Raw genomic sequence first — 24,926 nt, forward strand, 5'->3', positions numbered from 1 at the left:
CCTGCCCCGGCGAGCGCTCAGCCCGGCTTGCCGGTGCGCCGCAGCAGGCCGCGCTGCGGGTCGTAGCCCCAGGCGGCGAGCAGGAAGAAGGCCGCGAGGCAGCCGACGACGATCGCCAGCGAGCCCACGGCGAGCTGGCCGTGGAGCGCGAAACGGATCGCCTCGACCGCGTGGGTGAAGGGGTTCCAGGTGGCGAGGAAGTGGATGACGGTGGCGCCCGACTCCTCCAGCTTCCATAGCGGATACAAAGCCGGCGACAGGAAGAACATCGGGAAGATGACGAAGTTCATCGTGCCCGCGAAGTTCTCCAGCTGGCGGATGTTCACCGACAGCAGCAGGCCGAGCGCGCCCAGCATCATGCCGGCCAGCACCAGCACCGGCAGCGCGTACAGCCAGCCCGACCACGGCACGCCGACGTCGAACAGCGCCGCGACGGCGAGGAAGACGTAGGCCTGCAGCACCGACAGCAGCGTGCCGGCGAGCAGCTTGCACAGCAGCAGGTAGCCGCGCGGCAGCGGCGCGGTGAGCAGCAGGCGCATCATGCCCATCTCGCGGTCATAGACCATCGCCAGCGAGGACTGCATGCCGTTGAACAGCAGCACCATGCCGAGCAGGCCGGGCACGATGTAGGTCTGGTAGGGGATGTAGGTGTCGTAGGGCGGGATGATCGACACCCCGAACACGTTCTGGAAGCCGGCGGCGAACACCACCAGCCACAGCAGCGGCCGCACCAGCGCGGAGGCCAGGCGCCCGCCCTGGCGGACGAACTTGGCGAGCTCGCGGCTGGCGACCGCCTGCAGCGCGAGCAGGGCGTGGGCAGGTCTCATCGGAATCCTCGCGAAGCGGATGGGGTGGGCGAAGGCAGGTTCATGATCCGGTCGGGCTCAGGGCTTGCAGCGACTGTCGCGGCGGTCGAAGCCGAGCGTGTCCAGGTTGTTGGTCTGGTGGAGGAAGCCCTGGATGGGGGCGCGCTCGATCACCGCGTTGTGCGTGGCGAGCAGCAGCGGCTGGCGCAGCTGGCGGTCCCAGTCGCGGAAGTACAGGCGGTTGCCCTTGAAGCCGTCGATGGTGATCTCCTCGCCGCCGAGGTAGGCGACCCGCTTGTCGAAGGGCGCGTTGCCGGTGCGCACCACGGCCTCGACCACCGCCTTCACCGCCACCCAGGCGGCCCAGTCGGCACTGCCCATGTGGCGCCCCGCCTGCTTGTCGAAGCGGCTGACGAGCTGCGGCGCGCCGTGGCGCGACCAGGCCCAGTGCCAGGCCTCGGCGACCAGCCCCTCGGCGCCCACCACCGGGCGCGGGCGCACGGTGTCGTAGGGCACGCTGCGCGCGAATTCGCCGTCGCTGTCGGCGACGAAGACGACGTCGTGGTCGTCGCCCGCGGTCAGCAGGCCGACGTTGCCGAGCTCGCGCTGGCGCGGGTCGTTGCCGAGCACGAAGTCCTTCTTGTCGACGATCTTCAAGCCGAGCCGGCGCGCGGAGTTCTCGAAGGCGGAGCCGATCAGCCTGTCGTCGTCGCGCGGCCCCTGCAGCAGCAGCACCTTGCGCCACTTCTTCGCCACCAGGAACTGCGCGAGCGCGTCGGTCTGCATGCTGTGGTTGGGGATCGTGTGGTAGAGGTGGGCCTGGCACTGCGCCTGGCGCAGCGCGTCGTCCGGCGCCGAGACGTTGAAGAGCAGCAGCTCGCGGCCGCGCGTGGCGGCGGCGACTTCGGCCACCACCTTGCCCGGGGCGTCGATCAGGAAGTGACGCACGCCCTCGGCGTGCAGCTTGTCGAGCTCGGCCACCAGCGCGCGCGCGTCGGCACCGCGCGCGCGCACGAGCTCGAAGCTCACCCCGATCGCCTGGCCGACGAAGCGCGACTCGCGCAAGGCCACCTCGGCACCGGCGAAGGGCGCACCGAGCGGGCGCGACAAGGTACGGAAGAAGGCCTTGCGCTCGTCGTAGCGCGGATCGTCGGCGAGCTCGAGATAGCCGAAGCGGATCACCTCCGCCGCCCCGGCGGCGAGCGCGAAGAACAGCAGCGAGGCCGCCAGGGCGAATTGCGTCAGCGCACGGAAAATCATCATCTGGAACACCCCATCGATCGTTCGAGCATCACAACCCCGGATCCGCACCGTTCGTCACAGTCCGCGCTGCGCTTCGTCCACCGCCTTGATCGCGACTTGCGTCGCTCCTACACGGTGCCAACCCTGGCGCCCGGCGTTCTCGTAGGAGCGACGCGAGTCGCGATTGCAGCCCTCCAGCCCGCGCCGCGCTTCCTGCACCGCCTTGATCGCGACTTGCGTCGCTCCTACGCGGTGCCACCCCGGGCGCCCGGGGTTCTTGTAGGAGCGACGCGAGTCGCGATTGCTGCCCTCCAGCCCGCGCCGCGCTTCCTGCACCGCCTTGATCGCGACTTGCGTCGCTCCTACACGGTGCCGCCCCGGGCGCCCGGGGTTCTCGTAGGAGCGACGCGAGTCGCGATTGCAGCCCTCCAGTCCGCGCCGTGCTTCCTGCACCGCCTTGATCGCGACTTGCGTCGCTCCTACAGGGTGCCAGCCCGGGCGCCAAGCGTTCTTGTAGGAGCGACGCGAGTCGCGATTGCGGGGGGCCTGGGGCTCAATCGTCGATCACCGCGGTGTGCGGCACGCGGCCGACCGGGACCGAGCGCAGCACCTTGTTGGTCCTGGTGTCGACCAGCGAGATGTCGTCCGACAGGCCATTGACCACCACCAGCATCGATTCGTCGCGGTTCAGCGTCGCGCCCCAGGCGCGATTGCCCACCAGCACGTAGTCGCGCACCTTGCGGGTGGCGACGTCGACCACCGCGACGTGGTTGGCGCGCCCCAGGGTCACATAGGCGGTCTTGCCGTCGCGCGTCATGGCGATGCCGACCGGGGTCACGTCGTCGCTGCGAAAGCCCTTCGGCGCAAACGTGACCGTCTCCTTCACCACGTTGGTCTTCGCGTCGAGCACGGTCACCGAGGCGCCGAGTTCGTTGGTGACCCACACCTCGCCGCCGTCCGGCGTGTCGGCGAAGCGGCGCGGACGGTTGCCGACCACCACGTTGGCGAGGATCGCGTTGCTGGCGGTGTCGATCACATGGACCATGTTGGCCACCTCCGAGGTGACGTAGAGCCGGCTGCCGTCCTTGCCGACGAGCACGCCCTCGGGCTCCTCGCCCACCTCGATCTTCGCCAGCACCTTGTTGGCGGCCACGTCGATCACCGAGACCTGGGCGTCTTCCTCGTTGGAGACGTAGAGGCGGCTGCCGTCCTTGCCGAAGGCGAACATCTCCGGGTCCTCGCCGACGTCGATGCTGCGCACGACCTCCAGCTTGCCGATGTCGATCACGTCCACGCGCTCGCTGTTGCTGGCGATGACGAACACCTGGCTGCGGTCGGCTGAGAGCTTCATGTCGCGCGGGCGCTCGCCGGTGGCGATGGTCTTGACGACCTGGAAGCTCTTGCCATCGAGCACGGTCACCGCGTTGTCGTTCTCGCTGCTGACGAACAGGTAGCCGGTGTCCTTGGCAAGCGCGGCGCCGGCGCACAGGCCAAGGCTCAGGAGCGCGGCGAGCGTGCGGATCGGGGTCTTCGGTCGGGTCATGGTGGAGGTCTCCTCTTTATGCTTGCCACAGCGGTCTGCGCTGCGACGGTGGGTGGCAAGTTGCCGGGGGTGATTCTTCAGGGCTCGGCCGCCTGCGGCGCGCCAGTGAGGTTCAGGAAGGCGTCCGCCAGATGCGTGCATCCCGCGGCCCGAGTCAGTTCGGCCGGGCGACCGGCCGCAAGGAGTTCGCCGCGGTGGAGCACCAGCACGCGGTCGGCGACCTCGGCCTCGTCGACCAGGTGGGTGGCCCACAGCACGCCGACGCCCGCGGCGCGCAGCGCCAGCACCTCGTCGAGCAGATGGCGGCGCGAGGCCGGGTCGAGGCCGACCGTGGCCTCGTCCATCAGCAGCACCGCCGGCCGGTGCAGCAGCGCACGCGCGAGCTCGACCTTGCGCCGGTTGCCGCCGGATAGCTCGCGCACGCGGTCGGCGCGGCGCTCGGCGAGACCCACGCGCGCGAGCACGTCGGCGATGCGCACGCGCGACTCGGCACCGCCGATGCCGTGCAGGCGCGCATGGAAGACGAGGTTGGCCTCGACGCTGAGGTCGAGGTCCAGCGTCATCTGCTGGAACACCACGCCGATGCGGCCGAGCGCGCGCACCGGCGTGCGCCGCATGTCCTCGCCGCACACCCGCAGCTCGCCGGCGTCGGCGTCGAACAGGCCGGTCAGTAACTGGAACAGCGTGCTCTTGCCGGCGCCGTTGGGCCCGAGCAGGGCGACGAACTCGCCGGCGCGCACCGCCAGGTCCACGCCCTTCAGGGCCGGGCGCGCGCCGTAGGCCTTGCGCACTCCTTGCGCCTCGAGCAGCACTTCGCGCGCCTCAGTCATGGGCCGCCTCCTCGCGCAGCGCCGGCAGGCCGGCGAGCAGCTCGGGATGGCGGGCGAGCAGCTCTGCGTGCAGCTGTTCGAGCTGCGCACCGGATGGATCGCGCGGGCGCGGCAGATCGACCGCGAACTCGAGCACGACCCGCCCCGGCGACGGCGACAGGAAGCAGATGCGGTCCGCGAGCGCGAGCGCCTCGCGCAGGTCGTGGGTGACGAAGAGCACGCTCGCGCCGCAGCGCCGCCACTGCGCCACCAGCATCGCACGCAGGCGGTTCGCGGTCGGGCTGTCGAGCGACACGAAGGGCTCGTCCATCAGCAGCAGCGCGGGTTCATTCACGAAGGCGCGGGCGAGCGCGACGCGGCGCATCATGCCGCCCGAGAGCCGCCCGGGGTAGGCGTCGAGCACGTCGCCGAGCTCCATCGCGCACAGCAGCTCCACCGCCCGCGCGCGCGCCTGCTCGCGCAGGCCGTCGGGCACCACCAGCAGCACATTATCGAGCACGCTCATCCACGGCATCAGGCGCGGCTCCTGGAACATGAAGCCGAGGTCGGCCGGCGCGCGGCCGTCCATGCTCACCTCACCCGCGCAGGCGCGATCGAGCCCGCCGACGATGGCGAGCAGCGTGCTCTTGCCGCAGCCCGAGGGCCCCACCACGCAGACGAACTCGCCGCGCGCGACCTGCATGTGCAGGCCGGACAAGGCCAGGTGCGGCCGGCCGCCGCGGTCGGGGTAGCGCTTGGTGTCGATACGGATGTCCAGCATCGTTCATGCCCTCCAGGCGCCGAGGAGGCGCTCGAGGGGACGCAGCACCCAGCCCTCGGCGGCCAGCACCACGCCGGCGAAGACCAGGGTGTAGGCGAGGATGCCGGTGATGTCGAAGAACTGGAAGAAGACGTTGAGCTGAAAGCCGACGCCCTCGCTACGTCCGAGCAGCTCGACCACCAGCACGATCTTCCAGATCAGCGACAGGCCCGAGCGCGCTGCCGCCATCAGATAGGGCACGAGCTGCGGCAGATACACGCGCAGGAAGGTGGTGCGACGGCCCAGGCGGTAGGCGCGCGCGACCTCGAGCAGCCTGGGGTCGACCGCGCGCGCGCCCTCGCGCACGGTGACGATGACGGTGGGGATCTTGTTGATCGCCACCGCCACGATCGCCGCCCAGTCGTTGAGGCCGAACCACACGTAGCACAGGATGATGGTGACCAGCGCCGGGATGTTGAGCCCGAGCACCAGCCAGGCGTCGAGGAAGGCATCCACCTTGCGCCAGCGCCCCATCGCCATGCCGACCAGCGCGCCCACCAGCATCGCCGCGGCGAAGGCGACCGCGACCCGGCCGAGGGTCACCGCAAGGTGGCCGGGCAGCGCGAGCGAGGCCGTCTCGGCGCCGATGCGCGCCAGCACCGCGAGCGGATCGGGCAGCGTGCGGCTGTCGGCGAGGCTGGCGCCGAGCTGCCACAGGAGGACGAAGACGACCAGCGAGGCGATCCGCAGCCTCCCCTCGTCGCGCCGGGCGAGCGCCCCCTGCGGCACCGCGGCAGCGGGCTCGTGCGGGGAGGTCGACGAGGTCACCTGGGGACGCGCGGGCACGGCGGGCGCAGGCGGGGCGAGGCGCCGCGCACTCACCGCCCTCCGCCTCCATGCCAGAAGGTGCCCGGCGCGATCTCGCGGGCGCGCCCGACCAGGGCCTCGCCCCCTTCCGCAGCGAGGATCGCGAAGGCGCGCGCGGCGGCGCGCTCGCCCTCTTCGCCCGATGCGTGCGGGATGCCCGCGCGGAAACCCTCGCGCAGCGCGACGAAGCTGGCCTCGTCCTCGGCGCGCATCGACGGACGCAGCGCCTCCCAGGCCGCGTCGGACTCGCGCAGCAACGCCTTGGCCGCCGCGGAGGCGCGCAGGAAGCCCGCGATCGCCGCCGGGTTGGCGCGCGCCCAGCGCTCGCCGAACACCCAGCCGACCAGCGGCATCTCGTCGCCGATGCCGAGCGTGGCGAGGATCTCCTTCATGCCCAGCACTTCGGGCATGCCGGCGGCGGCGAGGCGGGCACCGTAATGCCAGAAGTTCATCGCCGCCGGCAGCTCGCCGCGCGTCACCAGCTCGTTGAGCAGCGGCGGCGCGGCGAACTGCGGGCGCAGGAAGCTCGCGGCGTCCTCGCCCACGGTCTTGCGGGCATACGCGCGCAGCAGCAGCCAGCTCTTGTCGAGCGCGCCGCCAGCCACGCCCAGGCGCTTGCCGCGCAGGTCGGCGAGGCTGGCGATGCCGGCGTCCGGACGCGCATGGATGCCGCCGACCGCCTGCGAGAAGGGCACGAAGACGAAATCCGCCCCCTCCGAGCGCATGCGCGTCACCCACAGCCAGTCGTTGACGATCACATCGACCTCGCCGCCCTGGAGGGCGACGTTGGCGGCGTCCTTGAGCGCGAGCGGCACGACGCGGATGTCCACGCCCTCGCGCTCGAGCAGGCCGTGTCGCTGCATGGTCTCGAGCTCCCAGCTCACCGTGCCGAACTGCAGCACGCCGACACGGACCACCGGCCGGTCTGCGGCGAATGCGGCGCCGCCCGCGGCGAGCGCCAGCAGGACGATGCCGATCAGGCGGGCGAACAGCTGCAGCATGGGGTCTCCTCCCTTGTCTTGCATGGCCCGGGCACGGGCGCAGGCCTTTTGTGCCGATTCCTATGCAGGTTCCGTGCCAGCAATCGACATCGCCCCCCGGTGCACATGACTGCCCGCGGCGCAGCAGCACTGGCGCAGCGGCGACTGTTCCGTTTGGGAGCAAGCTTGCTCAGGGACGCAACAACGGCACGCCGGCATCTGCGTGCAAGCAGGTCCCGCAGCGGTCCGCACCCCTTCGTCATCCTCGGCACGAATCCTGCATGGGTGGCCACGGGCGGCCTCGGCCGCAGCGACTCCAGGATCACCACAGCGATGTCCAGCCTACCGACTCCCGCAGCTTCTCCTGCCCCCGCGCCCACCTGGGGCGCGCCGACGACGCGCACGGTCGGGCACCCCATCGACGACGCGGCGCGCGATCGCCGCGGCGCCGACGTGGCCCTCGACCACGAGCGCCTGCTCGCGCTGTCGGCGCCGGCGATGGAGGATCTTCACCGCCAGCTCGACAGCCCCACGATCACCGTACTGCTCGCCGACAGCGCGGGCGGGGTGCTGCGCGCGATCGGTGCGCGCAGCGGCGCGCTGGCCACGCACGCGCGGTCGGCAGCCACGCCGCGAACCAAGGCCCCCGCCGTGCCGCCCGGCCAGCTCGGCATCGCGGTGCCGATCCTGCCCCCGGCCGGCGCCCTGCTCGGCTTCCTCGACGCCGACGCCGCCCCGCTGGAATGGCTGAGCCACGCCAACGCGCTGCTCCACACCGCCGCCTGCCTCATCGAGCACCGCCTGATCGAGACCGAGCCGCAGGGCTTCCTGCTGCTGCGCTTCCACCGCTACGCGAGCGTGCTCGGCACGCCGCTCGAGGCGCTGGTGCTGTTCGACGCCGGAGGCGCGGTCCTGCTCGCCAACCACACCGCGCGCGCCCTGCTCGCCCCCTGCGCCTTCGGTGCGGGCGGCGCCGCGGCCTGCTTCGCCACCCAGTGGTGCGGCATCGTCGGCTACGCCGCGCTCGGCCTGCGTCAGCCCTTCGTGCTGCGCGACCGCCGCGGCGGCGGCTTCTCCGCGCAGGCCAGCCTGCGCCGGCACGCATCATGAACGCCGTGCGCACGCCCAGCCTGCAGGCCCGCCTGAGCCTGGTGCTCACCGTGCTGATCGCGGTGCTGATGAGCGCGGGCGCGGCGGTGTGGATGCGCGAGACGCGCCAGGCCATCCACGAAGAGGTCGAGGCGGCGACCCGGGTCGCACAGCAGTGGCTGGTCGTCGTGCTGGCGGAGCCGCGCGAGGGCGACACGCAGGCGCGCGAGCGGCTGCTGAGCCGACTCGCCGCGGTCGGGCGCATCCGCGCCAACCGCCTGGAGGTCTTCGGCGCGGGCGGGGAGCGGCTCTACGTGTCGCCCGAATCGCCCTACAAGGCCGGTCGCGACGCGCCGGCCTGGTTCGCGCAGCACGTCGCGCCCGAGCTCGGCGCGCGCCGGCTCGACGCCGGCGCGCTGGAGGTGGTGCTGACGCCCGACACCTCGCGCGCGGTGCTCGACGCCTGGGACCATCTCGTCGCCGCGCTCGGCTGGGCGTGCGCGCTGCTGCTCGCGCTCTGGCTCGCCACCCGCATGGCGATCCGGCGCGCGCTCGCGCCGCTGCAGCAGATCCACGTCGCGCTCGAGCACGGCGCCCGCGGCCGCTTCGACCAGCGCCTGCCGGAGTACGCCACCCGCGAGCTCGCGCTCCTCGCGCGCAGCTACAACCGCCTCGCCGACCGCCTGGACGAGTCGCGCGCCACCAACGCCCGCCTCGAGGCCGACCAGAGCCTCGCGCGCACCATCCAGGCCCGCCTGGAGCAGGAGCGCCGCGCGATCGCGCGCGAGCTCCACGACGAGCTCGGCCAGAGCATCACCGCGGTGCGCTCGATCGCCGGCGCCATCCTGCAGCGCAGCGCCGAACAGCCCGGCATCCACGGCAGCGCGCAGGCCATCCTCGCCATGACCGGCCACATGCAGGACGGCGTGCACGCGATCCTGCAGCGCCTGCGCCGCGACGCACCGGCCGCGCACGAGCGCATCGAGGACACGCTGCAGGCCTACTGCGCGCTGTGGGCCAGCCATCACGAAGGCATCGCGCTGCGTTGCCAGATCGAGCCCCTCGGCGAGGCTCGCGACGAGCCGCTCGACGACGGCGTCGGCCTCGCCGTGCTGCGCGTGCTGCAGGAGAGCCTCACCAACGTCGCCCGCCACGCTCGCGCGCGCTCGGTCGAGGTGCGCGTCGGCCTGCGCCGCGAGGGCGGCGGTCGCGACGGACAGGCGGAGATCGAGGTCGAGGTCCGCGACGACGGCCGCGGCCTGGGCCCGCAGCCCACCCCCGGCCGCCACGGCCTCGCCGGCATGCGCGAGCGCCTCGCCGAACTCCACGGCCGGCTCGAACTGCACAGCCCGCCCACCGGCGGCCTGTGCGTGCGCGCCCGTCTCCCGCAGGCTCTGCGGCAACCCCTACCGGTCACGCAATGATGAAGCCCCCTTCCCTCCACGCCCTGCGCATCCTGCTCGCCGACGATCATGCGGTGGTGCGCATGGGCTTCCGCCTGCTGCTCGAAGGCGCCGGTGCCGAGGTCGTCGGCGAGGCCGATTGCGGCGAGGCGGCCGTGCAGGCCTTCGGCCAGCTGCACCCCGATGTGCTGCTGATGGACGTGTCGATGCCGGGCATCGGCGGACTCGGCGCGCTCGAGCGCGTGCTCGCCCACCACCCAGCGGCGCGCGTGCTGATGCTGTCGGCGCACGACGACGCGCAGATCCCCGCGCGCGCGCTGCGTGCCGGCGCGGGCGGCTACCTGTCCAAACGCGCCCATCCGGACGAGCTGCTGCACGCGGTGGCCACGGTCGCGCGCGGCCAGCGCTACATCGACCCGGCGATCGCGCCCGCCCTCGCGCTCGCGCAGTTCGCCGGCGGAGGCGACCCGGTCGCGGCACTCACCGAGAAGGAATTCGCCGTCTTCCTGCAGCTGGCGCGCGGGCGCAGCGTGGCCGAGATCGCCGAGACCCACAGCCTGAGCCCGAGCACGGTGGGCACCCACCTGTATCACATCAAGCAGAAGCTCGAAGTGTCGAACGCCGCCGAGCTCGCGCTCGTCGCGGTGCGCTGCGGCCTCATCGAAGTCTAGCGACAGGCGCGTCGGCGCCCGCGGAGCAGACATCGCGGCGAGCCGTGCGGCGCAAATAATATTGACGCGAACGTCAACTTCCCCTTATACATTCCCGAGACAACGCAGGCACACCGAGGAGAACCGGGAATGAGCAAGGAGAAGGATCCGCAGGACTTTCTGGCACCGAGTTATTACTTCGACCACGAGCATCCGCGCGTGCGCGCCTTCATCGAGGAGAGCGTGGGCGACGCGGTCGATGCGGTCGAGCGCGCGGTGAAGCTGTACTACGCGGTGCGCGACGGCATCCGCTACGACCCCTACCGCTTCTACATGCGCAAGGAGTACTTCACCGCCAGCCGCACGCTGATCGAGGGCGCCGCCTACTGCGTGCCCAAGGCCAACCTGCTCACCGCCGTCGCACGCGGCGCGGGCATCCCGGCGCGGGTGGGCTTCGCCGACGTGCGCAACCACCTCAGCACCGAGCGCCTGCGCCAGCTCGTCGGTGGCGACGTGTATCGCTGGCACGGCTACGTCGCCATGCACCTGGAAGGCCGCTGGGTGAAGGCGACGCCGGCGTTCAACCTGCAGATGTGCGAGCGCTTCGACGTCCATCCGCTCGAATTCGACGGCCGCAACGACTCGCTGATGCACCCCTACAACGCGCGCGACGAACGCCACATGGAGTACGTGAAGGAGCGCGGGACCTTCGACGACTTCCCCTTCGAGGCGCTCGTCGCCGACATGTGGGAGCACCACCCGGGTCTGGTCGAAGCGGCCGAGGCCGACCTGAAGGGCGACTTCGAGCACGAGGCCATGGTCGACCGCTGAGCGGCCACCGCGCGAGCACCGCCGGGCGGCGGCGTGGCGGACACGGCACGGCTTCACGGGTGACTTGCCGCCGCGAAGGCCTCAGCGCACCGCCTGCAGCTCCCACACCCCCGCCGGCGGCGTGTTGCGCCACACCACGGTGCGGCGCTGCCAGCGCAGGTGGCGCGGCACCGCGAACGGCGCGCGCGGCTGGTAGGTGAACTGCACGAGCTTGCGCTCGCCGTCGTGGGCGAGGAATCGGCAGAGGCTGTCGACCGTCGCCGCCGCGACCTCCTTGGGCAGGGAGCGGAAAGGCAGGCTGGAAACCAGCACCAGGCGGCCGGGGCGCTCGATCAGGCCATCGACGACCTCCTTCGCCGCCGCCTGGCGCACATCGACCGTCGGAAAGCGCGCCTGCAGCCGCCGCGCCAGCGCGGGCTGGAGCTCGACCGCGATCAGCGGCACGCCGGGCAGGCGGCGCAGCAAGGCCTCGGTCACCGGGCCGGTGCCGGCGCCGAGCTCGATTACGGTGTCGGCGCCAACCGCCGCGCCCGCCATCGCATTGGCCAGCGTGCGCGAGGAAGGCAGCACCGCGCCGGTCGATGCGGGGTTGCGCAGCATGGCGAACAGCAGATCGACCGGCATCGGCCCCCCTTCTCGAACTCGCAAGGCGCCCATGGTAGCGCCATGCGGACCTGCCCGGCACCCGGCGGATTTCTGTCACCATCACGCCTTTCCTCCCAACAACGGTAGATCATGGCCGGAACCACCCTGCTCGCACTCATCGACGACATCGCCACCCTCCTGGACGACGTCGCCACCATGACCAAAGTCGCCGCCAAGAAGACCGCCGGCGTGCTCGGCGACGACCTCGCCCTCAACGCCCAGCAGGTCACCGGCGTGCAGGCCAGCCGCGAGCTGCCGGTGGTGTGGGCGGTGGCCAAGGGCTCGCTGGTGAACAAGGCCATCCTGGTGCCGGCGGCGCTGCTGATCAGCTGGCTGGCGCCGTGGCTGATCACCCCGCTGCTGATGCTCGGCGGCGCCTTCCTGTGCTTCGAGGGCTTCGAGAAGCTCGCGCACAAGTTCCTGCACTCGAAGGCGGAGGCCGAGGCCGAGCACCGCGAGACCCTGGAGGCGGTGGCCGACCCCAACGTGGACCTGGTCGCCTACGAGAAGGAGAAGATCAAGGGCGCGGTGCGCACCGACTTCATCCTGTCGGCCGAAATCGTGGTGATCACCCTCGGCACCGTGGCCGCCGTCTCGCTCGGCCAGCGCGTGACGGTGCTGGTCGGCATCTCGCTGGTGATGACGGTGGGCGTGTATGGCCTGGTGGCCGGCATCGTCAAGCTCGACGACCTCGGCCTGCACCTGCAGCGCAGCGCCTCGGCCTTCACCCGCCGCATCGGCGGCGCCATCCTGGGCTTCGCACCGTGGCTGATGAAGACGCTGTCGGTGGTCGGCACCGCGGCGATGTTCATGGTCGGCGGCAGCATCCTGCTGCACGGCTGGCCGACGGCGGCGCACGCGGTGGAGCATTTCGCCGCGGGTTTCGGCGGCGTGGGCGGCGCATTGATCAACACCGGCGCGGGCGCGGGGGTCGGCATCGTCGCCGGTGCGATCGTGCTCGCGGCGGTGATGGTGGTGCAGAAGCTGCGCGGCGCGCACTGAGCGGCTGCCGCGGCAAGGTGCCGGGCTCCGTGGGGCGCGATCTCCTGGGGATCGACGAGAACCATGAGAGGGCTCCGGTGGCCCGGTGGTCGTCGGCCTGCGCGGTCGCTCGGGGAGCAACTGCGTCCGCAATCAATGGTTGCTATGCGCAGGCGGTTTCCGATAGCGGATTGCGACCACGGTGAGGCACGGTGGTCGCGAAAGATGGATGAGTGTGAGGGGCGGATAAGCGCTCGGGAACTTGTCGCTCGGCGGTGTTGGGCGTCGGTCAGGTCGTCGGCCGGACCCGACGCTCGCTGACTGCCTCAATCCGCGATGAACGACAGCTATGCGGAGGCTATTTCCAATAGCGGCAGCCGGCCACAAGCCGTCACTGAGGGCTAGCGCCCAGAAGCGGACGGCCGCCATCTGCATGCGGTATGCTAGGCGCGTTTCTTGGTTGCTTGATTTGCCACTCTGTTATGGAGGGCTGAAGAGGCCTACATGCCGATAAATCGATTTTCTAAAGAAAATCTCGAGGCATGGGATCTTCGTTATTTTGAACCGGTTCAGTCGTCCCCCAAGAAAGCTGGGCGTCACGGTCCACCATCCCATTATTCTGCGCATTGTTCAGTACGAATTTCTGGAGATCGCCAAGACATGAATGCACGAACGAAGCTGCGTTTCATCGGTGGAGCAATTTTGCTGTTCAACCTCTGGCTCGTCGGGCGGTATTCGATCGAAGGACTCCCTGTACTACTGCTGACTTTTGGATTCGCGATCGGATACGAGTATGTAGTTGTTCGTCGTGCCAAGGAGGAAATCACTCATGACAATGACTAGACCCTCCAAGGCGCTGCGTTACGCACTCGCTGCTGCGGTGGCCGTAGTTTTCACGTCGAATGCTGCCGCGCTAGACAAGAACGGAAACTTCGAGTCGAAGCAGGAGCAAGACGCATTCATCGCGGTCACTCTCAAAAAGATGGCTTCTGAGATAAATTCGCAAACTCCGGTACAGCTTGATGAAGAAACCCGCGCGATGAGTGCAATTGCTTTACAGAAGACGATTACGTTCAACATGCGCCTTGTCAACTACGCAGCCTTTCAGGTTGATCTAAACCACTTTGTGCAGACGACCAAAGAGAATCTCAATCATACGGTTTGTAGCAGTAACCTGAATCCGTGTTGTCTTCAGCGCGTACCCGCTCCGCGAGCCCCAGCGCATGATTTTTCTGCTGCCTGACTCCCAATCTCAGCTCACCGCAGCCCCGAGCACCGTCCTTTCACGGCCCGGAGGCCCGGCGAGCCGGGCTTACGGGGGGTGCGCTACGTCATTTTCCTGCTCCCACGCGGCCGTCGCCCTTTCGCCGCAGCGAAATGGCCTCGATTCGGAGAATTTGGCCGTCGGATTTGCATCACGGCGAAGCCACCGCGCACAGTCGCGCCTGCACCGTGGTGAACACCTTCACATGCGCGGCGACGCCGCGTCCGAAGTCCAGCACCAGGCGGCGGGCGTGTTCGACGAACTTCGCCGCACGGTACATCACCTCCTGCAGCACTGTCTTGATGCGTCGGCGCTTGGCCGGGTGACGGATCGGCGAGAGCTCGCCGGTCAGCCCGAGTTGGCCGATCAGGCGCAGGCAGTTGTAGGCGAACGCGGCCAGATGCATGACCGCGTCGTTGGTGTCGAACTTGCCCGAGGGCAGGCGCTCGAGGTCCAGGTCGGTCTTGATCTCGGAGTGGAACTGCTCGTGCGTGCCGTGGTGCTTGTAGAGCTCGATCACGTCAGCCATCGCCACTTCGAGGCTGGTCCACCAGCCTTCGATCTCGATCTCGGGGGTCAGCAGGTGCTGGCCCTTCTTGTCGATCGTGCGCTCGGTCACCCGCACCACCAGACGCAGCGTGCGCTTGGCCTTCTTCCAGGCACGGTCGATCTTCAGGTCCAGCAGCCCCACCCGCTTGCCCGCGCGCACTTCCTCGAAGACGCCGGCGGCCTCGGCCCGGTCCACCCAGGCGGTCTTGTCCTGACGGCGCGGATTCCACTTGGTGAGGTAGTCGAACGAACGCCCCAGCGCTGCCCAGCGATCGCGCTCGTCGGCCAGCGCGAACAGCAGCCGGGCGCTGTCGAAGCCGCTGTCGGCCCGCCACAGCAGCTTCGCATCGGCCGCACACACCCGGCGCAGGCGCGGGAACGCGCGCTCGAAGAAATACTCGGTCTCCAGCGCCGAGTGGTGCGACCCCGCGCGCAGCTCCAGGCCGAGGTTCCAGCCCTCGTTGCCCAGGTACAGCGCGATCGGCGTGTAGCCATCGACGCCCTGGTAAGTGCGGCTGACCGCCTCCTTCTTGGTGTCGGAGTTGTCCATCACGAAGGTGTCCAGATCGGCGCAGACGTAGCCCTTGTGCGCCGTGATCGGCGCCTCGGTGCGCTCGAGCAGGCGCAGGCTCAGCTCGTCGGTCAGCTCGCGCAGCTCGGCCGCGCGGGCATCGAGCCGTTGGCGCATCCACACGCTGCCGGGCACCTTGGCGAGCCCGAGCGCTTCCTTGAAGAAGCGGTCGCCGCGAAACGGCTCGATCGCCTCGAAGTCGCTTTTGCCCAGGCTCAGCAGCCCCACCACCGACTTGACCAGGTCCGAGCTCCGCATACCCTGCGACACCGGCAGCCTCGGGTCGATCACCGCCTCGACCTGTGCCGCCTGGCAGCACTGCCCGATCAACGCCAGGCCCGAGTAGGACGTCAGATTGAGCTTGGCGGATTGCTTGACTTCGAAGCGCGGCATGGTCGGTTGGGTGAAAGGCTCGGATGCGTAATTATACAATTACATCAATGCGTTAGGCTGGATTTCCGGCTAAGCGAACACGGATTCAGGAGTAAGGCAACCAGGGATCTCATTGATCTCGGAGTTCAGTACGTCTACCTCTACAGCGGAAATGACGGAAAGTTGATTGCTCGCATTGTCATCGATAGGTACCGTTGCTGATGCTCCATAGTGTTTCCCCCAATCGAGACGTCCAATCGTAGAGTCGAGGGGATGCGCCGCGATAAAACCGGGCTACGCGCCTCATTCCCGTTTTGAACGACAACTTTCCTCTGGGTTCGATGACTGCGCTCGGTTTTTACGGGGCACGGTCAATGTTGCACAGTAGCGCAGTCACCATATTAGAGCCATGCGTCAATTATGTCTGAGACCAGATAGGAGATGCCGTAATGAAATGGGCAGTTGAGGTTCAGAAGACCAGCCTAGCGCAAAGGAACCTAACAGATCTTCTCAAAGGACTAGGCTTCGATCTAATACAGGGCATTGAATATCCAGAAATATCGTCTCCGACTATTGATGCTTGTGACACAGCAGCGGATGCGTATGCGATAGCTAAGGATATAAGATCAGCATTTAATGGGGCCGCGAAGATTGATCCAGAATTTAGGCTTGGATCAGTGATCGACTACGCCGCAACGCCACCGCAACGTCATTCGTTTCTGGAGGCAGCCTCATGTGTCATGAGGATGACCAGCGGAACTGCTACGATGACGATCTCTCCACCACGAGGACTTTCGGCTCTATGCCCTTTCCAGTGGAAATTGACTCAACAACAAACATGACGGTAGCGCCCGTATTCGCGGGGGATCGCCGGCACCATGGGGTTCTTCGGTAGATGCTCGAGCTTGGACATGCGCAGGTAGGCGACGGCGATGAAATTGTCGAGGTTGCGGAAGCCTCGGGCGGCGGTCTTCGTCTGCTGAAGCTGCCCGTTCATCGCCTCGACGTAGGCGTTGCTGCGCCCGTCGAGCATGCCGCGGAGCACGCCGCCCAGATGCGCCTTGACCGTGGCGCCGAGCCGCTTGAAGGGTTCCAGGCGAGAGCGTCGGGCCCAACTGATCCACTTCATCAAGGCCCCGCGGGCGACCTCTTCGCAGTTGCTCGCCGCCGCCTCGCGGTAGACGAGCCGCAGGCCCTGCTTCATCCGCCACGCCCGCGCACTCTTGAGGCCCGAGCGCTGCAGCCAGTTCATCGCGTCGCACTGTGCCGGCGTCCATTGCGGCGGGTTCTTGCGCATCGCCCACAACAGCTGGCGCAGCGTCTTCTTGTTTCCCGTACCGGCCGCCGCGCGGACCGCGGCTGCGGCGCTGCGCATCTCCTCGCGGCGAACCTCGTCCATCGCCGTATTGGCCAGGGCCACGACGTGGAAACGGTCGTAGCTGACCTGCGCCGTGGGCAGCGCCTGGGCAATCCCCTTGGCGTAGGCCGCGCTCATGTCGATGCAGGCGTGCTCGATCCGCTCCGGCTCGCCACCGTGCGCGCGCAGGTCCTGGGCAAAGGCCTGCAGGGTCGCGTGGTCTCGCCCGGGCGTGGCGAACAGCAGGCGCTTGGCCTCCAGGTCATGCACCACGGTGATGTACGCGTGCCCGCGCTTGACGCTGGTCTCGTCGATGCCGACGTAGCGCACGCCCGACATGTCATCCCGAGCGCGTGCACCGTGAACGTAATGGCGGATCCGCCCCCACAGCCGCTTGGGCGCGACGCGCATCTGGGCGGCGGCCTGGCGCACGGGCAACTCGCTGCACAGGGACAGGCCCAGCGCCTCGAACAGCAGCGTGAAACCGCTGCCCTCGCGAGCCCACGGCACCGGCAGCTGCGTGGTCTTGCCGCAGCCCGAGCACTGCACGCGCGGGATGTCGGCATGGAGCCACGCCTCGAACTGAAAGAAGTCCAGGTGACGCCAGCTGCGCCGCACTCGATCGTGGACCGGCTGATGCGCCGCCCCACAGGCCGGACAGGGCACGCGCTTGCCGGCGTGCTCGACTTCGAAGTCGATCCGCCGCTTCGCGGTGTCGAGGTCCACCTTGGCGACGTACCAGGGCGGCTGCAGGCCGAGCGCGGTGGTGAAGAGGGCTTCGATCGGAGAGCTCATGGTCTGTGCGGGTGCGGGTGCGGGTGCGGGTGCGGGTGCGGTCAAGATCGGGGCGTTGTACCACCGATCACACGGTTTGTTGTTGAGTCAATTTCCACTGGAAAGGGCATAGAGCCGGACTTTCTCCCGACGAGTTAGTCAAGTGGCGCGAAGAACACAATGAACGCCAATATCAGGCGGAACTAGAGCGCCAACGGGCTCTTCTCGAGCCGGCTTTTCTCGACCCAAAGGCAACGAAGGCAATTGATTTGCTGTGTATTGAAAATCCATCTGGTGAAACGTTGTATAAGATTTATGAACTTGCCGAAGGACACCCAGGTAACAGGATGGCATTTCAAGCCAAGTTTGAGATTGATAAAGAGCAGTTTAATCGCTTCAAGGATGCCGTTCATAATCCTGCCGTTACTGGCGACTGGGCAAGGCATGCGCACCACCATAAGCTGAATAGCGATAATCCAATGAGTAGGGTGGAGGCCGAGCAGTTTGTGCGCGGAATCGCCAATAGGTGGCTACAGTCAGTTCGGCGAAGCAGATGGGGTGGCGCGGTTGACGCGCAACGTTGAATGGTAGCCTTCCTTGAGCTTCGGTGACTGCTGTGGGTAGACTCAAGACTGTCGCAAACGATTCACCGAGCTGCAGCGACGAGGACTCTTGGGTGGCGGGCTCAGTTCGGCGGATAGCCAGAACGATCCAAAGGAGAAACGATGGAGCTCAACGGGATAAAGGAAGCATTCGAAACGTTCAGTACTGCCATTTCCGCCTTCAGGAGTGCAAAGGACCTGCTTCCCGACAGCAAGGAGAAAAAGGAAGCCGAGGAAGCTGTGGAAAAGGCCGCCTCAACAGCAAAATTAGCGGAAGCTCAAGCTGCACAGGCATTAGGTTATCCCCTGTGCCGATGTCGTTGGCCTCCGACTATTATGGTCGTCAGAATCCAAGGCGGCCGCCAAAGCGTCTACCACTGCGCCACATGCAACGGTGACTTCCTTGTCGGTCAAAGCGGGCAAATCAAAGGCCCTTACAATGAAGCGCAGTGAATCAAGTCCTGAAGCGTCAAGTTAGGCCTCACGTAACTACATGGCGACCGGCCGTAGCACACAACTCACCCGCCAGATCGGCGAGCACCTTGTCGCGTCCGAACTTGGGCGTATGGACATCATTGCCACGCCGTTCTCGGGAAACGTCCCTCAGTTCGATCTGCTTGCTTCCACTCAGACAGGCATCGCATTTCCGGTGCAGGTGAAGGCCATCAATGGCCCGTCTTGGCAGTTCAACGCGGCTTCGTTTCTGCAAATCGAGATCAAGGACGATTATCAGACTGTCCTCGGACCGCGCCTGGGCATCGATCAGTCAATCGTTTGCGTGTTGGTGCTACTCCGTTCTGCGGGAACGGATGCCTTCTACACGCTCACGGTCGCCGATCTTCAGGAGCTTTTGCGGCAGCACTACAAGGGCGGCAGGCGCCCAAAGAATCCACAGTCAACACACTGCGCCCTGTGGCCCAAGCATCTGGTCGGCTTTGAAGGTTGGGCCGCATTACTAGAGCGTGCGCACGGTGAGGCTTAACCCCTCGCGCAAGCGGCCCGCTTAGCTCAAACCGTGAAGGACAGCTTTCCTCGTACTCCAGTGACTGCAACGGGTCGACTACGGAAATTCGCAAGTCCTGTAAGCCGTCATCCTTCTCGGATAAATTCGTCGAGTCTTGGATGACCGGAGTGGCCGAGCACGAGCCTGCCGCCCTTAAGAACCGGCTGAGCCTCGGAAGACCAGATAGCCGCCTTAGCGCTTGCAAACCTCCTCGGGCAGCGCCCGCGCGTCCCCGGTCGCGAACAGATGCACAAATGAAACGCGAGCCGCTCGACCGCGCGGCATGCCTTCCGCGATGCCGGACGGGCGGAGGATGAAGCGCTGCCGAGCGCTTCCCGGTCCCCCGCTGCGCCTCCCGCGATCAGCCTCCGGACGCGAGCCCCGCCCACGACAGCAATTCGGCGACGGCGGCGGCGCCTCCCCACCACAGCAGCAGCACCGAGGCCGCCGCCGCGAGCGTGACCAGGTAGCCGACCAGGAGCATCAGGCCGTCGCGGAGGCGCAACCCCCAGGAGATCAGCACGATGGCCAGCGCGGGCAGCACATTGTCGAAGCTGATGATGGGCACGGGCGTCATCATCGACAGTCCGGCGATGGAGAGCATCGACGCGTTGAGCACGCGCACCCGCCGGTCGCTCAGGCGCAGCAGGCGGGGGCGACCGAGGGAGGCGACGATGCCGACGACGCGGCCGAACATCCGCTGCAGCAGCGCCCTGGCACGACCGTCGATCTCTCGCCTGGCGAGCCAGCGCGGCAAGGGCACGGGCTGGCCGATGCACAGGCCGAACGCGATCAGCAGGCAGAAGGCGCCGACCACCGAGGCCATGCCGGGGAGCGCGACCGGGAAAAGGAGCGGCATCGCCAGCAAGGACAGCCACACCAGCCGCTGCCGGTTGCTGCGGCCGAGGGCATCCGCCATCGTGCCGTCCATGGACGCAAGATGCGCCCCGGCAATCCGTTGCACGGTCGCGCGGCGCTTCTCGCTGGGGTATTCGGCTCGACGACGTGGTGCGCGGGGGTCCTGGTCTTCCATGACGGTCCGGAGATGATCGATCGGAACGGGACACGACGGTGTCTTCGCTTGTGCGGGAACGCGTGCTTCACGTTTTTCCTGTGGGGTCGGACCAGTCCCGGCGTCCGCCGGTTCCCCCGCGTCGCGACCCGCCGCGGAGCCGGCCTGCACTCCCCGTGCGAGCCGCTTGCGGGCCGCGATCACGAGAACGTTTTGGTGGTACGGTTGGGGTCCCCTCGCCCGCAGCCCGCCCGCTGCGGGGCTCTCCTCCACGTTCGCCGACCTGGTGCAGCATGAGCGATGGTTTCCAGCCCGCGTCGATCGACGCCGACGGCGCACGGCGCTCCGCGATGCCGATCCCGCGTCTCGACCCGGAGTCCGCCCTGGTGTTCGTGATCAACGCTTCCGCGGGCGCGCACGACGTCGACGCCAAGCGTGCCGTGATCGAATCGACCCTCGCCGCCCACGGCCGCAGGGGCGAACTGCTGATCTGCGGCCCGGACGATCTGGCACGCGTGGCCACCCAGGCCGCAGCGGCGGCGCTGGCGCGCGGCACGGCGGTGGTCGCCGTGGGCGGCGACGGCAGCCTCGGCACGGTCGCCCAGGCCGCGCACGCGGCGGGCTGCCCGATGGGCGTCATCCCGTACGGGACCTTCAACTACTTCGCGAGGACGCACGGCATCCCCACCGAGCCCGCGGCCGCGGCGCGGCAGTTGCTGGATGCGCGCCCGCGGCCGGTGCAGGTGGGGGCCATCAACGACCGCGTCTTCCTGGTCAATGCCAGCCTGGGCGTCTATCCCGAACTCCTGCAGGATCGCGAGGCGTACAAGGCCCGCTTCGGCCGCAGCCGCTGGGTGGCGTTCGTCGCGGGCTGCGCGACGCTGCTGCGTGCGCAGCGCCGGCTGCGCCTGCACATCGAGACGGGCTCCACCGTTCGCGACGTGCAGACGCTGACCCTCTTCGTCGGCAACAACCGGCTGCAGCTGCAGCAGTTCGGCGCGGAGCCCGCGGACACCCTCGCCGGCACGCCCGGCGATGGCTGCCTGGCCGCGCTGATGCTGCGGCCCATCGGCACCCTGTCGATGCTCGGGCTGATGCTTCATGGGGCGATGGGCCGGCTGGGTGAAGCTGCCGGCGTGGAGAGCTTCGAGTTCACCCACATGGTGGTGAAGCCCAGGCTGGCGCCCGGTCGCAGGGAGGTCGTGGTGGCCTTCGACGGCGAGGTGGCGCGGATGCGCGCGCCCATCGAGATCCGCGTGCTCGACAAGCCCTTGTACCTGCTCCAGGCCCCTGACCCGGCAGGCACGCCCGAGGCCGGGCCATGAGGGCTGCGGCATGAGCGTCCTGCTGCACATCGCCGACACCCACTTCGGCACCGAGCAGCCGCCGGTGGTCGAGGCCCTGGTCGCCCTCGCAGCGCAGCAGCGGCCGGACCTGGTGGTGCTCGCGGGCGACATCACGCAGCGCGCGCGACCCGCCCAGTTCCGCGCGGCGAGGGCCTTCGTCGACCGACTGGGGGCGCCGGTCCTGGCGGTGCCCGGCAACCACGACATCGCCTTGTTCGATCTCTGGGCGCGCCTGACCCGCCCGTACGCGCGCTTCACCGAGGTGTTCGGCGCCGACCTCGAGCCGGTTCACGCGTCGGCGGACCTGCTGGTCGTCGGGGTCAACACCACGCGCGCCTGGCGGCACAAGAACGGGGAAGTGTCGGCCGCGCAGGTCGACCGTGTGGCAGGCCTGCTGGCCTCGGCGAGTCCGCAGCAGTTGCGCGTGGTGGTGGTGCATCAGCCCGCGGCGGTGTCCTGCGCGCGGGACCGGGCCGATCTGGTGCGCGGCCACCAGGCTGCCCTGCGGGCGTGGTCGGTCGCCGGGGCCGATCTCGTCCTCGGCGGACACATCCATCTGCCCTACACGCTGGCACCGCCCGGTCTTGCACGGCGGCTATGGGTGCTCCAGGCCGGAACCGCGGTCTCGTGGCGCACGCGTGCGGAGGTGCCCAATTCGGTGAACATCCTGCGCTGGGGCGAGGCCGCCGGGGCGCACGAGCCCCCGGCGCAGCACGGCGCGGCGGAGGGTGCAAGCTGCCTCGTCGAGCAGTGGGACTTCGTGCGCAAGGATCGACGCTTCGTCCGCAAGGCGGTCACGCGCGTGCGCCCGGAACGCCCCTGATCGCGAGGCCCCTGCGGGCGCCGCGTGGGGCCACGGGCGCAGGACTCATGATTTTCTGTAGGGAGCGCTGGAGCTTGCGTCGAGGCGGGCAGCGTCGACGATCGGTGACAATCCTCCGGAAAGTCACGTCCGCCGAGGAGTCTCACCGTGAAACCCGAGCACCGCGCAGTCCCTGCCGCCCCCATCGCCCCCATCGCCCCCATCGCCGGCCACGTGCCGCCGCGCGCGAAGAAGCTCGCCTCCCTGCTCCACCTCGGCGTTCCGGGTGCACTGGCCGGCTTCGCCTGCCTTGCCGGCGCGCAGCAGGCCGCGCCGGCGGCCGCGGAGGCGGTGACGCTCAATCCGGTGGTGGTCACCGGCGCACCCACCGCCACCGAGAGCTTCGACCTGCCCTACTCGGTCGATTCGGTGGACATGCGCGCCAACCAGGCCGGAAACCTCGGCGTGAATGCTTCCGAGGCGCTCGCCGGCGTGCCCGGCCTGGTGATCCAGAATCGCCAGAACTACGCCCAGGACCTGCAGATCTCGGTGCGCGGCTTCGGCGCGCGCGCGGCCTTCGGCGTGCGCGGCGTCAAGCTCATCGCCGACGGCATCCCCGCCACCAACCCGGACGGCCAGGGCCAGGCCGCCACCTTCAACCTCGACACCGCCGAACGCATCGAGGTCATGCGCGGGCCCTTCTCCACCGTCTATGGCAACCACGCCGGCGGGGTCATCCAGCTCTTCTCGCGCACCGGTGAAGGCGCGCCGCGCGTGCGCGCGAGCGCGCTCGGCGGCAGCTGGGGCACGACCAAGTTCGGCATCGGCGCCGAAGGCGAGAAGGACGGCGTGGGCTTCGTGCTCGACGCCTCGCGCTTCGACACCGACGGCTACCGCGACCACAGCAAGACCCGCCGCGACCAGGGCTTCGCCAAGCTGACGCTGAACCCGGACGAGGACAGCACGCTGACCCTGGTGGCCAACGGGCTGCGCCAGCCGGAGACGCAGGATCCGCTGGGGGTGACCTGGGAGACCTACGAGCGCGATCCGCAGTCGCTCACGATCGATCCGCTCGACCCCGCCACGCCGAAGCGCTCCTACGCGGACCGCTACAACACGCGCAAGAGCATCCACCACCTGCAGGGCGGGGCCACCTACGAGCGCCGCCTCGGCGAGGATCGCATGCAGGTGTCGGCCTACGCGGGCAGCCGCGCGGTCACCCAGTACCAGTCCTTCTCCAGGGGCTTCCAGTCCAGCCCGCGCCATGCGGGCGGCGTGGTCGACTTCGACCGCGACTTCCACGGCATGGGCCTGCGCTGGATTTCGCAACGCGCGCTGGGGAGCGGCGAGCTCACCCTGACCGCCGGCATCGACTACGATCGCTCCGAGGACGATCGGCGCGGCTACGAGAACTTCGTCGGCAGCACGCTCGGGGTGAAGGGAGCGCTGCGCCGCGACGAGCTCGACACCATCACCAGCATCGACCCCTATGTCCAGGCGCTGTGGAAGAGCGGACCGTGGCAGTGGTCGCTCGGAGCCCGCCATTCGCGCGTTTCGTTCAAGGTGGAAGACCGCTACATCAAGACCGACAACCCCGACGACAGCGGCAGCGTGCGCTTCAGCAAGACCACCCCGGCGCTCGGGGTGAGCTATGCGCTGAGCCCCGCGACCAACCTCTACGCCAGCGTGGGTGCAGGCTACGAGACGCCCACGCTCAACGAGCTGTCGTACGCGACCCCGACCACCGGCTTCAATTTCGGGCTGCGTCCGAGCACCAGCCGCCAGGCCGAGATCGGCATCAAGACCTTCGTGAGCGACAACGCGCGGATCAACGCCGCGCTGTTCCGCATCGAGACCGACGACGAGATCGTCGTCCTGGCCTCGGAGGACGGCCGGACCAGCTACCAGAACGCCGGGCGCACGCTGCGCCAGGGGCTCGAGCTGGCCGCTCAGGCCGAGCTGACCCGCACGCTGACGGCGCGGGCCTCGCTGACCTGGATGCAGGCCGAGTACGACGAGGCGTTCAGCAGCCGCGGGACCACCGTGGCGGCCGGAAACCGCATTCCGGGTGTTCCGCGCATCGCGGCCTTCGCCGAGCTGGCCTGGGAAGCCACGCCGGGCGTGACGCTCGCGGGCGAGGTGCTGCATCGCGGAGAGGTCGAGGTCAGCGACCTCAACAACGACCACGTCGCACCGGCCTACACGCTCGTCAATCTGCGCCTGTCCGCCGAGCAACGCCAGGGGCCGTGGACCTTCGGCCAGTTGCTGCGGGTGGACAACGTGCTCGATCGCGAATACGTCGGCTCGGTGATCGTCGGCGACAGCAACAAGCGCTATTACGAGCCCGGTCCCGAGCGCAGCGTGTATGCCGGGGTGAGCGCGAGCTACCGGTTCTGAGCGACGGCCGGCGCGGACTCCTGACGATCCGCCGCCATCGCGGATCGGCGGCGGATCGCGACTTGCGTCGCTCCCACGAAAACCCGCGCGGCTACGGCACTGTAGGAGCGACGCAAGTCGCGATCGGCCGCGATACAAAAATCCGCGCGCTTGCGGTGCCGTAGGAGCGACGCAAGTCGCGATCGACCGCGATACAAAAACCCGCGCTTGCGGTGCCGTGGGAGCGACGCGAGTCGCGATTGCAGCCGCGATACAGGCAGGGCAGCGGCGG

25 protein-coding genes are annotated in these 24,926 nt (G+C 68.5%); 13 read left to right on the plus strand and 12 right to left on the minus strand.

All coding sequences use genetic code 11. The features are described 5' to 3' along the window. Window positions 1-17: 17 nt before the first annotated feature. The 8 genes from TMZ1T_RS13565 to TMZ1T_RS13600 form a co-directional block, all read right to left on the minus strand. Window positions 18-827 carry an ABC transporter permease gene (locus TMZ1T_RS13565; protein WP_004325646.1) on the minus strand — a complete coding sequence of 270 codons (810 nt, stop codon included), beginning with the start codon at window positions 825-827 and terminating at the stop codon, window positions 18-20. Between the two features lie 57 nt (window positions 828-884). Further along, a complete protein-coding gene (locus TMZ1T_RS13570) occupies window positions 885-2,069 on the minus strand; it encodes a type 1 periplasmic-binding domain-containing protein (protein WP_012585701.1) in 1,185 nt (394 codons plus the stop codon). A 54-nt stretch (window positions 2,070-2,123) separates the two neighbouring features. Continuing rightward, complete coding sequence (locus tag TMZ1T_RS13575) at window positions 2,124-2,501, minus strand: hypothetical protein (protein ID WP_012585702.1); 378 nt, start codon at window positions 2,499-2,501, stop codon at window positions 2,124-2,126. A 100-nt stretch (window positions 2,502-2,601) separates the two neighbouring features. Further along, on the minus strand, window positions 2,602-3,591 hold the full coding sequence (locus TMZ1T_RS13580) for a PQQ-dependent catabolism-associated beta-propeller protein (protein WP_012585703.1): 990 nt from the start codon (window positions 3,589-3,591) through the stop codon (window positions 2,602-2,604). Window positions 3,592-3,668: 77 nt separating this feature from the next. Then, window positions 3,669-4,421 (minus strand): ABC transporter ATP-binding protein, encoded by a 753-nt coding sequence (locus tag TMZ1T_RS13585; protein ID WP_012585704.1) that lies wholly within the window; start codon window positions 4,419-4,421, stop codon window positions 3,669-3,671. Then, on the minus strand, window positions 4,414-5,181 hold the full coding sequence (locus TMZ1T_RS13590) for an ABC transporter ATP-binding protein (protein ID WP_012585705.1): 768 nt from the start codon (window positions 5,179-5,181) through the stop codon (window positions 4,414-4,416). The genes TMZ1T_RS13585 and TMZ1T_RS13590 overlap by 8 nt, the downstream gene beginning before the upstream one ends. A 3-nt stretch (window positions 5,182-5,184) precedes the next feature. Then, the gene (locus TMZ1T_RS13595; RefSeq protein ID WP_012585706.1) at window positions 5,185-6,042 is read right to left on the minus strand and encodes an ABC transporter permease; all 858 of its coding nucleotides are present in this window, start codon (window positions 6,040-6,042) and stop codon (window positions 5,185-5,187) included. Then, entirely contained in the window at window positions 6,039-7,028 is a 990-nt protein-coding gene (locus tag TMZ1T_RS13600; protein ID WP_012585707.1) for an ABC transporter substrate-binding protein, read from the minus strand. Before TMZ1T_RS13600 ends, TMZ1T_RS13595 begins: the two co-directional genes overlap by 4 nt. Before the next feature lie 312 nt (window positions 7,029-7,340). On the opposite strand from TMZ1T_RS13600, the gene TMZ1T_RS13605 reads away from it, so the two are divergent. The 4 genes from TMZ1T_RS13605 (at window position 7,341) to TMZ1T_RS13620 (ending at window position 10,980) form a co-directional block, all read left to right on the plus strand. Next, window positions 7,341-8,117 carry a sigma-54-dependent transcriptional regulator family protein gene (locus TMZ1T_RS13605; RefSeq protein ID WP_012585708.1) on the plus strand — a complete coding sequence of 259 codons (777 nt, stop codon included), beginning with the start codon at window positions 7,341-7,343 and terminating at the stop codon, window positions 8,115-8,117. Beyond that, window positions 8,114-9,520, plus strand: coding sequence for an ATP-binding protein (locus TMZ1T_RS13610; protein WP_012585709.1), 1,407 nt, complete (start codon window positions 8,114-8,116; stop codon window positions 9,518-9,520). Before TMZ1T_RS13605 ends, TMZ1T_RS13610 begins: the two co-directional genes overlap by 4 nt. Further along, window positions 9,517-10,170: a response regulator gene (locus TMZ1T_RS13615; RefSeq protein WP_012585710.1), complete on the plus strand. Its 654-nt coding sequence runs from the start codon at window positions 9,517-9,519 to the stop codon at window positions 10,168-10,170. The genes TMZ1T_RS13610 and TMZ1T_RS13615 overlap by 4 nt, the downstream gene beginning before the upstream one ends. A 129-nt stretch (window positions 10,171-10,299) precedes the next feature. Beyond that, complete coding sequence (locus TMZ1T_RS13620) at window positions 10,300-10,980, plus strand: transglutaminase-like domain-containing protein (RefSeq protein ID WP_012585711.1); 681 nt, start codon at window positions 10,300-10,302, stop codon at window positions 10,978-10,980. Window positions 10,981-11,061: 81 nt separating this feature from the next. On the opposite strand, the gene TMZ1T_RS13625 is transcribed toward TMZ1T_RS13620, so the two are convergent. Beyond that, window positions 11,062-11,604, minus strand: coding sequence for a class I SAM-dependent methyltransferase (locus TMZ1T_RS13625; protein ID WP_012585712.1), 543 nt, complete (start codon window positions 11,602-11,604; stop codon window positions 11,062-11,064). 111 nt (window positions 11,605-11,715) lie between these two features. Here TMZ1T_RS13625 and TMZ1T_RS13630 point away from each other — a divergent pair, with 111 nt between their 5' ends. From TMZ1T_RS13630 to TMZ1T_RS21150, 3 genes are all read left to right on the plus strand, one after another. Continuing rightward, on the plus strand, window positions 11,716-12,627 hold the full coding sequence (locus tag TMZ1T_RS13630) for a DUF808 domain-containing protein (protein ID WP_012585713.1): 912 nt from the start codon (window positions 11,716-11,718) through the stop codon (window positions 12,625-12,627). Between the two features lie 639 nt (window positions 12,628-13,266). Continuing rightward, window positions 13,267-13,449, plus strand: a complete 183-nt coding sequence (locus TMZ1T_RS21145; RefSeq protein WP_012585714.1) for a hypothetical protein — start codon at window positions 13,267-13,269, stop codon at window positions 13,447-13,449. After that, a complete protein-coding gene (locus tag TMZ1T_RS21150; protein ID WP_012585715.1) occupies window positions 13,436-13,849 on the plus strand; it encodes a hypothetical protein in 414 nt (137 codons plus the stop codon). Before TMZ1T_RS21145 ends, TMZ1T_RS21150 begins: the two co-directional genes overlap by 14 nt. 172 nt (window positions 13,850-14,021) lie before the next feature. Here the strand turns inward: TMZ1T_RS21150 and TMZ1T_RS13635 are convergent, their stop codons facing one another. Then, window positions 14,022-15,383, minus strand: coding sequence for an IS1380 family transposase (locus tag TMZ1T_RS13635; RefSeq protein ID WP_004357889.1), 1,362 nt, complete (start codon window positions 15,381-15,383; stop codon window positions 14,022-14,024). 805 nt (window positions 15,384-16,188) lie between these two features. Further along, window positions 16,189-17,514 carry an ISL3 family transposase gene (locus tag TMZ1T_RS13640; RefSeq protein ID WP_004265459.1) on the minus strand — a complete coding sequence of 442 codons (1,326 nt, stop codon included), beginning with the start codon at window positions 17,512-17,514 and terminating at the stop codon, window positions 16,189-16,191. 248 nt (window positions 17,515-17,762) lie between these two features. Here TMZ1T_RS13640 and TMZ1T_RS21160 point away from each other — a divergent pair, with 248 nt between their 5' ends. The 3 genes from TMZ1T_RS21160 to TMZ1T_RS13645 all read left to right on the plus strand — a co-directional run bounded on the left by TMZ1T_RS21160 (window position 17,763) and on the right by TMZ1T_RS13645 (window position 19,077). Next, window positions 17,763-18,077: a hypothetical protein gene (locus TMZ1T_RS21160; protein WP_144312173.1), complete on the plus strand. Its 315-nt coding sequence runs from the start codon at window positions 17,763-17,765 to the stop codon at window positions 18,075-18,077. A gap of 141 nt (window positions 18,078-18,218) precedes the next feature. After that, window positions 18,219-18,548, plus strand: coding sequence for a hypothetical protein (locus TMZ1T_RS21165; protein WP_012585717.1), 330 nt, complete (start codon window positions 18,219-18,221; stop codon window positions 18,546-18,548). Between the two features lie 40 nt (window positions 18,549-18,588). Next, complete coding sequence (locus TMZ1T_RS13645; RefSeq protein ID WP_012585718.1) at window positions 18,589-19,077, plus strand: hypothetical protein; 489 nt, start codon at window positions 18,589-18,591, stop codon at window positions 19,075-19,077. A 382-nt stretch (window positions 19,078-19,459) separates the two neighbouring features. On the opposite strand, the gene TMZ1T_RS13650 is transcribed toward TMZ1T_RS13645, so the two are convergent. Next, window positions 19,460-20,131, minus strand: coding sequence for an exopolysaccharide biosynthesis protein (locus TMZ1T_RS13650; protein ID WP_012585719.1), 672 nt, complete (start codon window positions 20,129-20,131; stop codon window positions 19,460-19,462). 272 nt (window positions 20,132-20,403) lie between these two features. On the opposite strand from TMZ1T_RS13650, the gene TMZ1T_RS13655 reads away from it, so the two are divergent. The 3 genes from TMZ1T_RS13655 (at window position 20,404) to TMZ1T_RS13665 (ending at window position 24,655) form a co-directional block, all read left to right on the plus strand. Then, window positions 20,404-21,435: a diacylglycerol/lipid kinase family protein gene (locus tag TMZ1T_RS13655; RefSeq protein WP_004306492.1), complete on the plus strand. Its 1,032-nt coding sequence runs from the start codon at window positions 20,404-20,406 to the stop codon at window positions 21,433-21,435. 10 nt (window positions 21,436-21,445) lie between these two features. Then, window positions 21,446-22,279: a metallophosphoesterase family protein gene (locus TMZ1T_RS13660; RefSeq protein WP_012585720.1), complete on the plus strand. Its 834-nt coding sequence runs from the start codon at window positions 21,446-21,448 to the stop codon at window positions 22,277-22,279. 147 nt (window positions 22,280-22,426) lie between these two features. Beyond that, complete coding sequence (locus tag TMZ1T_RS13665) at window positions 22,427-24,655, plus strand: TonB-dependent receptor family protein (RefSeq protein WP_012585721.1); 2,229 nt, start codon at window positions 22,427-22,429, stop codon at window positions 24,653-24,655. Window positions 24,656-24,926 lie beyond the last annotated feature (271 nt).

This window comes from Thauera aminoaromatica (assembly GCF_000021765.1).
In the GTDB taxonomy this organism is placed as follows: Bacteria; Pseudomonadota; Gammaproteobacteria; order Burkholderiales; family Rhodocyclaceae; genus Thauera; species Thauera aminoaromatica.

What these genes read in the sequence shown, in the direction of transcription:
- TMZ1T_RS21165 (WP_012585717.1), top strand. Translation starts at nt 18,219, where the DNA reads ATGGAGCTCAACGGGATAAAGGAAGCATTCGAAACGTTCAGTACTGCC.
- TMZ1T_RS21145 (WP_012585714.1), top strand. Translation starts at nt 13,267, where the DNA reads ATGAATGCACGAACGAAGCTGCGTTTCATCGGTGGAGCAATTTTGCTG.
- TMZ1T_RS13655 (WP_004306492.1), top strand. Translation starts at nt 20,404, where the DNA reads ATGAGCGATGGTTTCCAGCCCGCGTCGATCGACGCCGACGGCGCACGG.
- TMZ1T_RS13600 (WP_012585707.1), bottom strand. Translation starts at nt 7,028, where the DNA reads ATGCTGCAGCTGTTCGCCCGCCTGATCGGCATCGTCCTGCTGGCGCTC.
- TMZ1T_RS13620 (WP_012585711.1), top strand. Translation starts at nt 10,300, where the DNA reads ATGAGCAAGGAGAAGGATCCGCAGGACTTTCTGGCACCGAGTTATTAC.
- TMZ1T_RS13640 (WP_004265459.1), bottom strand. Translation starts at nt 17,514, where the DNA reads ATGAGCTCTCCGATCGAAGCCCTCTTCACCACCGCGCTCGGCCTGCAG.
- TMZ1T_RS13660 (WP_012585720.1), top strand. Translation starts at nt 21,446, where the DNA reads ATGAGCGTCCTGCTGCACATCGCCGACACCCACTTCGGCACCGAGCAG.
- TMZ1T_RS13625 (WP_012585712.1), bottom strand. Translation starts at nt 11,604, where the DNA reads ATGCCGGTCGATCTGCTGTTCGCCATGCTGCGCAACCCCGCATCGACC.
- TMZ1T_RS13570 (WP_012585701.1), bottom strand. Translation starts at nt 2,069, where the DNA reads ATGATGATTTTCCGTGCGCTGACGCAATTCGCCCTGGCGGCCTCGCTG.
- TMZ1T_RS13650 (WP_012585719.1), bottom strand. Translation starts at nt 20,131, where the DNA reads ATGGAAGACCAGGACCCCCGCGCACCACGTCGTCGAGCCGAATACCCC.
- TMZ1T_RS13645 (WP_012585718.1), top strand. Translation starts at nt 18,589, where the DNA reads ATGGCGACCGGCCGTAGCACACAACTCACCCGCCAGATCGGCGAGCAC.
- TMZ1T_RS13565 (WP_004325646.1), bottom strand. Translation starts at nt 827, where the DNA reads ATGAGACCTGCCCACGCCCTGCTCGCGCTGCAGGCGGTCGCCAGCCGC.
- TMZ1T_RS13610 (WP_012585709.1), top strand. Translation starts at nt 8,114, where the DNA reads ATGAACGCCGTGCGCACGCCCAGCCTGCAGGCCCGCCTGAGCCTGGTG.
- TMZ1T_RS13635 (WP_004357889.1), bottom strand. Translation starts at nt 15,383, where the DNA reads ATGCCGCGCTTCGAAGTCAAGCAATCCGCCAAGCTCAATCTGACGTCC.
- TMZ1T_RS21150 (WP_012585715.1), top strand. Translation starts at nt 13,436, where the DNA reads ATGACAATGACTAGACCCTCCAAGGCGCTGCGTTACGCACTCGCTGCT.
- TMZ1T_RS13580 (WP_012585703.1), bottom strand. Translation starts at nt 3,591, where the DNA reads ATGACCCGACCGAAGACCCCGATCCGCACGCTCGCCGCGCTCCTGAGC.
- TMZ1T_RS13590 (WP_012585705.1), bottom strand. Translation starts at nt 5,181, where the DNA reads ATGCTGGACATCCGTATCGACACCAAGCGCTACCCCGACCGCGGCGGC.
- TMZ1T_RS13585 (WP_012585704.1), bottom strand. Translation starts at nt 4,421, where the DNA reads ATGACTGAGGCGCGCGAAGTGCTGCTCGAGGCGCAAGGAGTGCGCAAG.
- TMZ1T_RS13630 (WP_012585713.1), top strand. Translation starts at nt 11,716, where the DNA reads ATGGCCGGAACCACCCTGCTCGCACTCATCGACGACATCGCCACCCTC.
- TMZ1T_RS13615 (WP_012585710.1), top strand. Translation starts at nt 9,517, where the DNA reads ATGATGAAGCCCCCTTCCCTCCACGCCCTGCGCATCCTGCTCGCCGAC.
- TMZ1T_RS13605 (WP_012585708.1), top strand. Translation starts at nt 7,341, where the DNA reads ATGTCCAGCCTACCGACTCCCGCAGCTTCTCCTGCCCCCGCGCCCACC.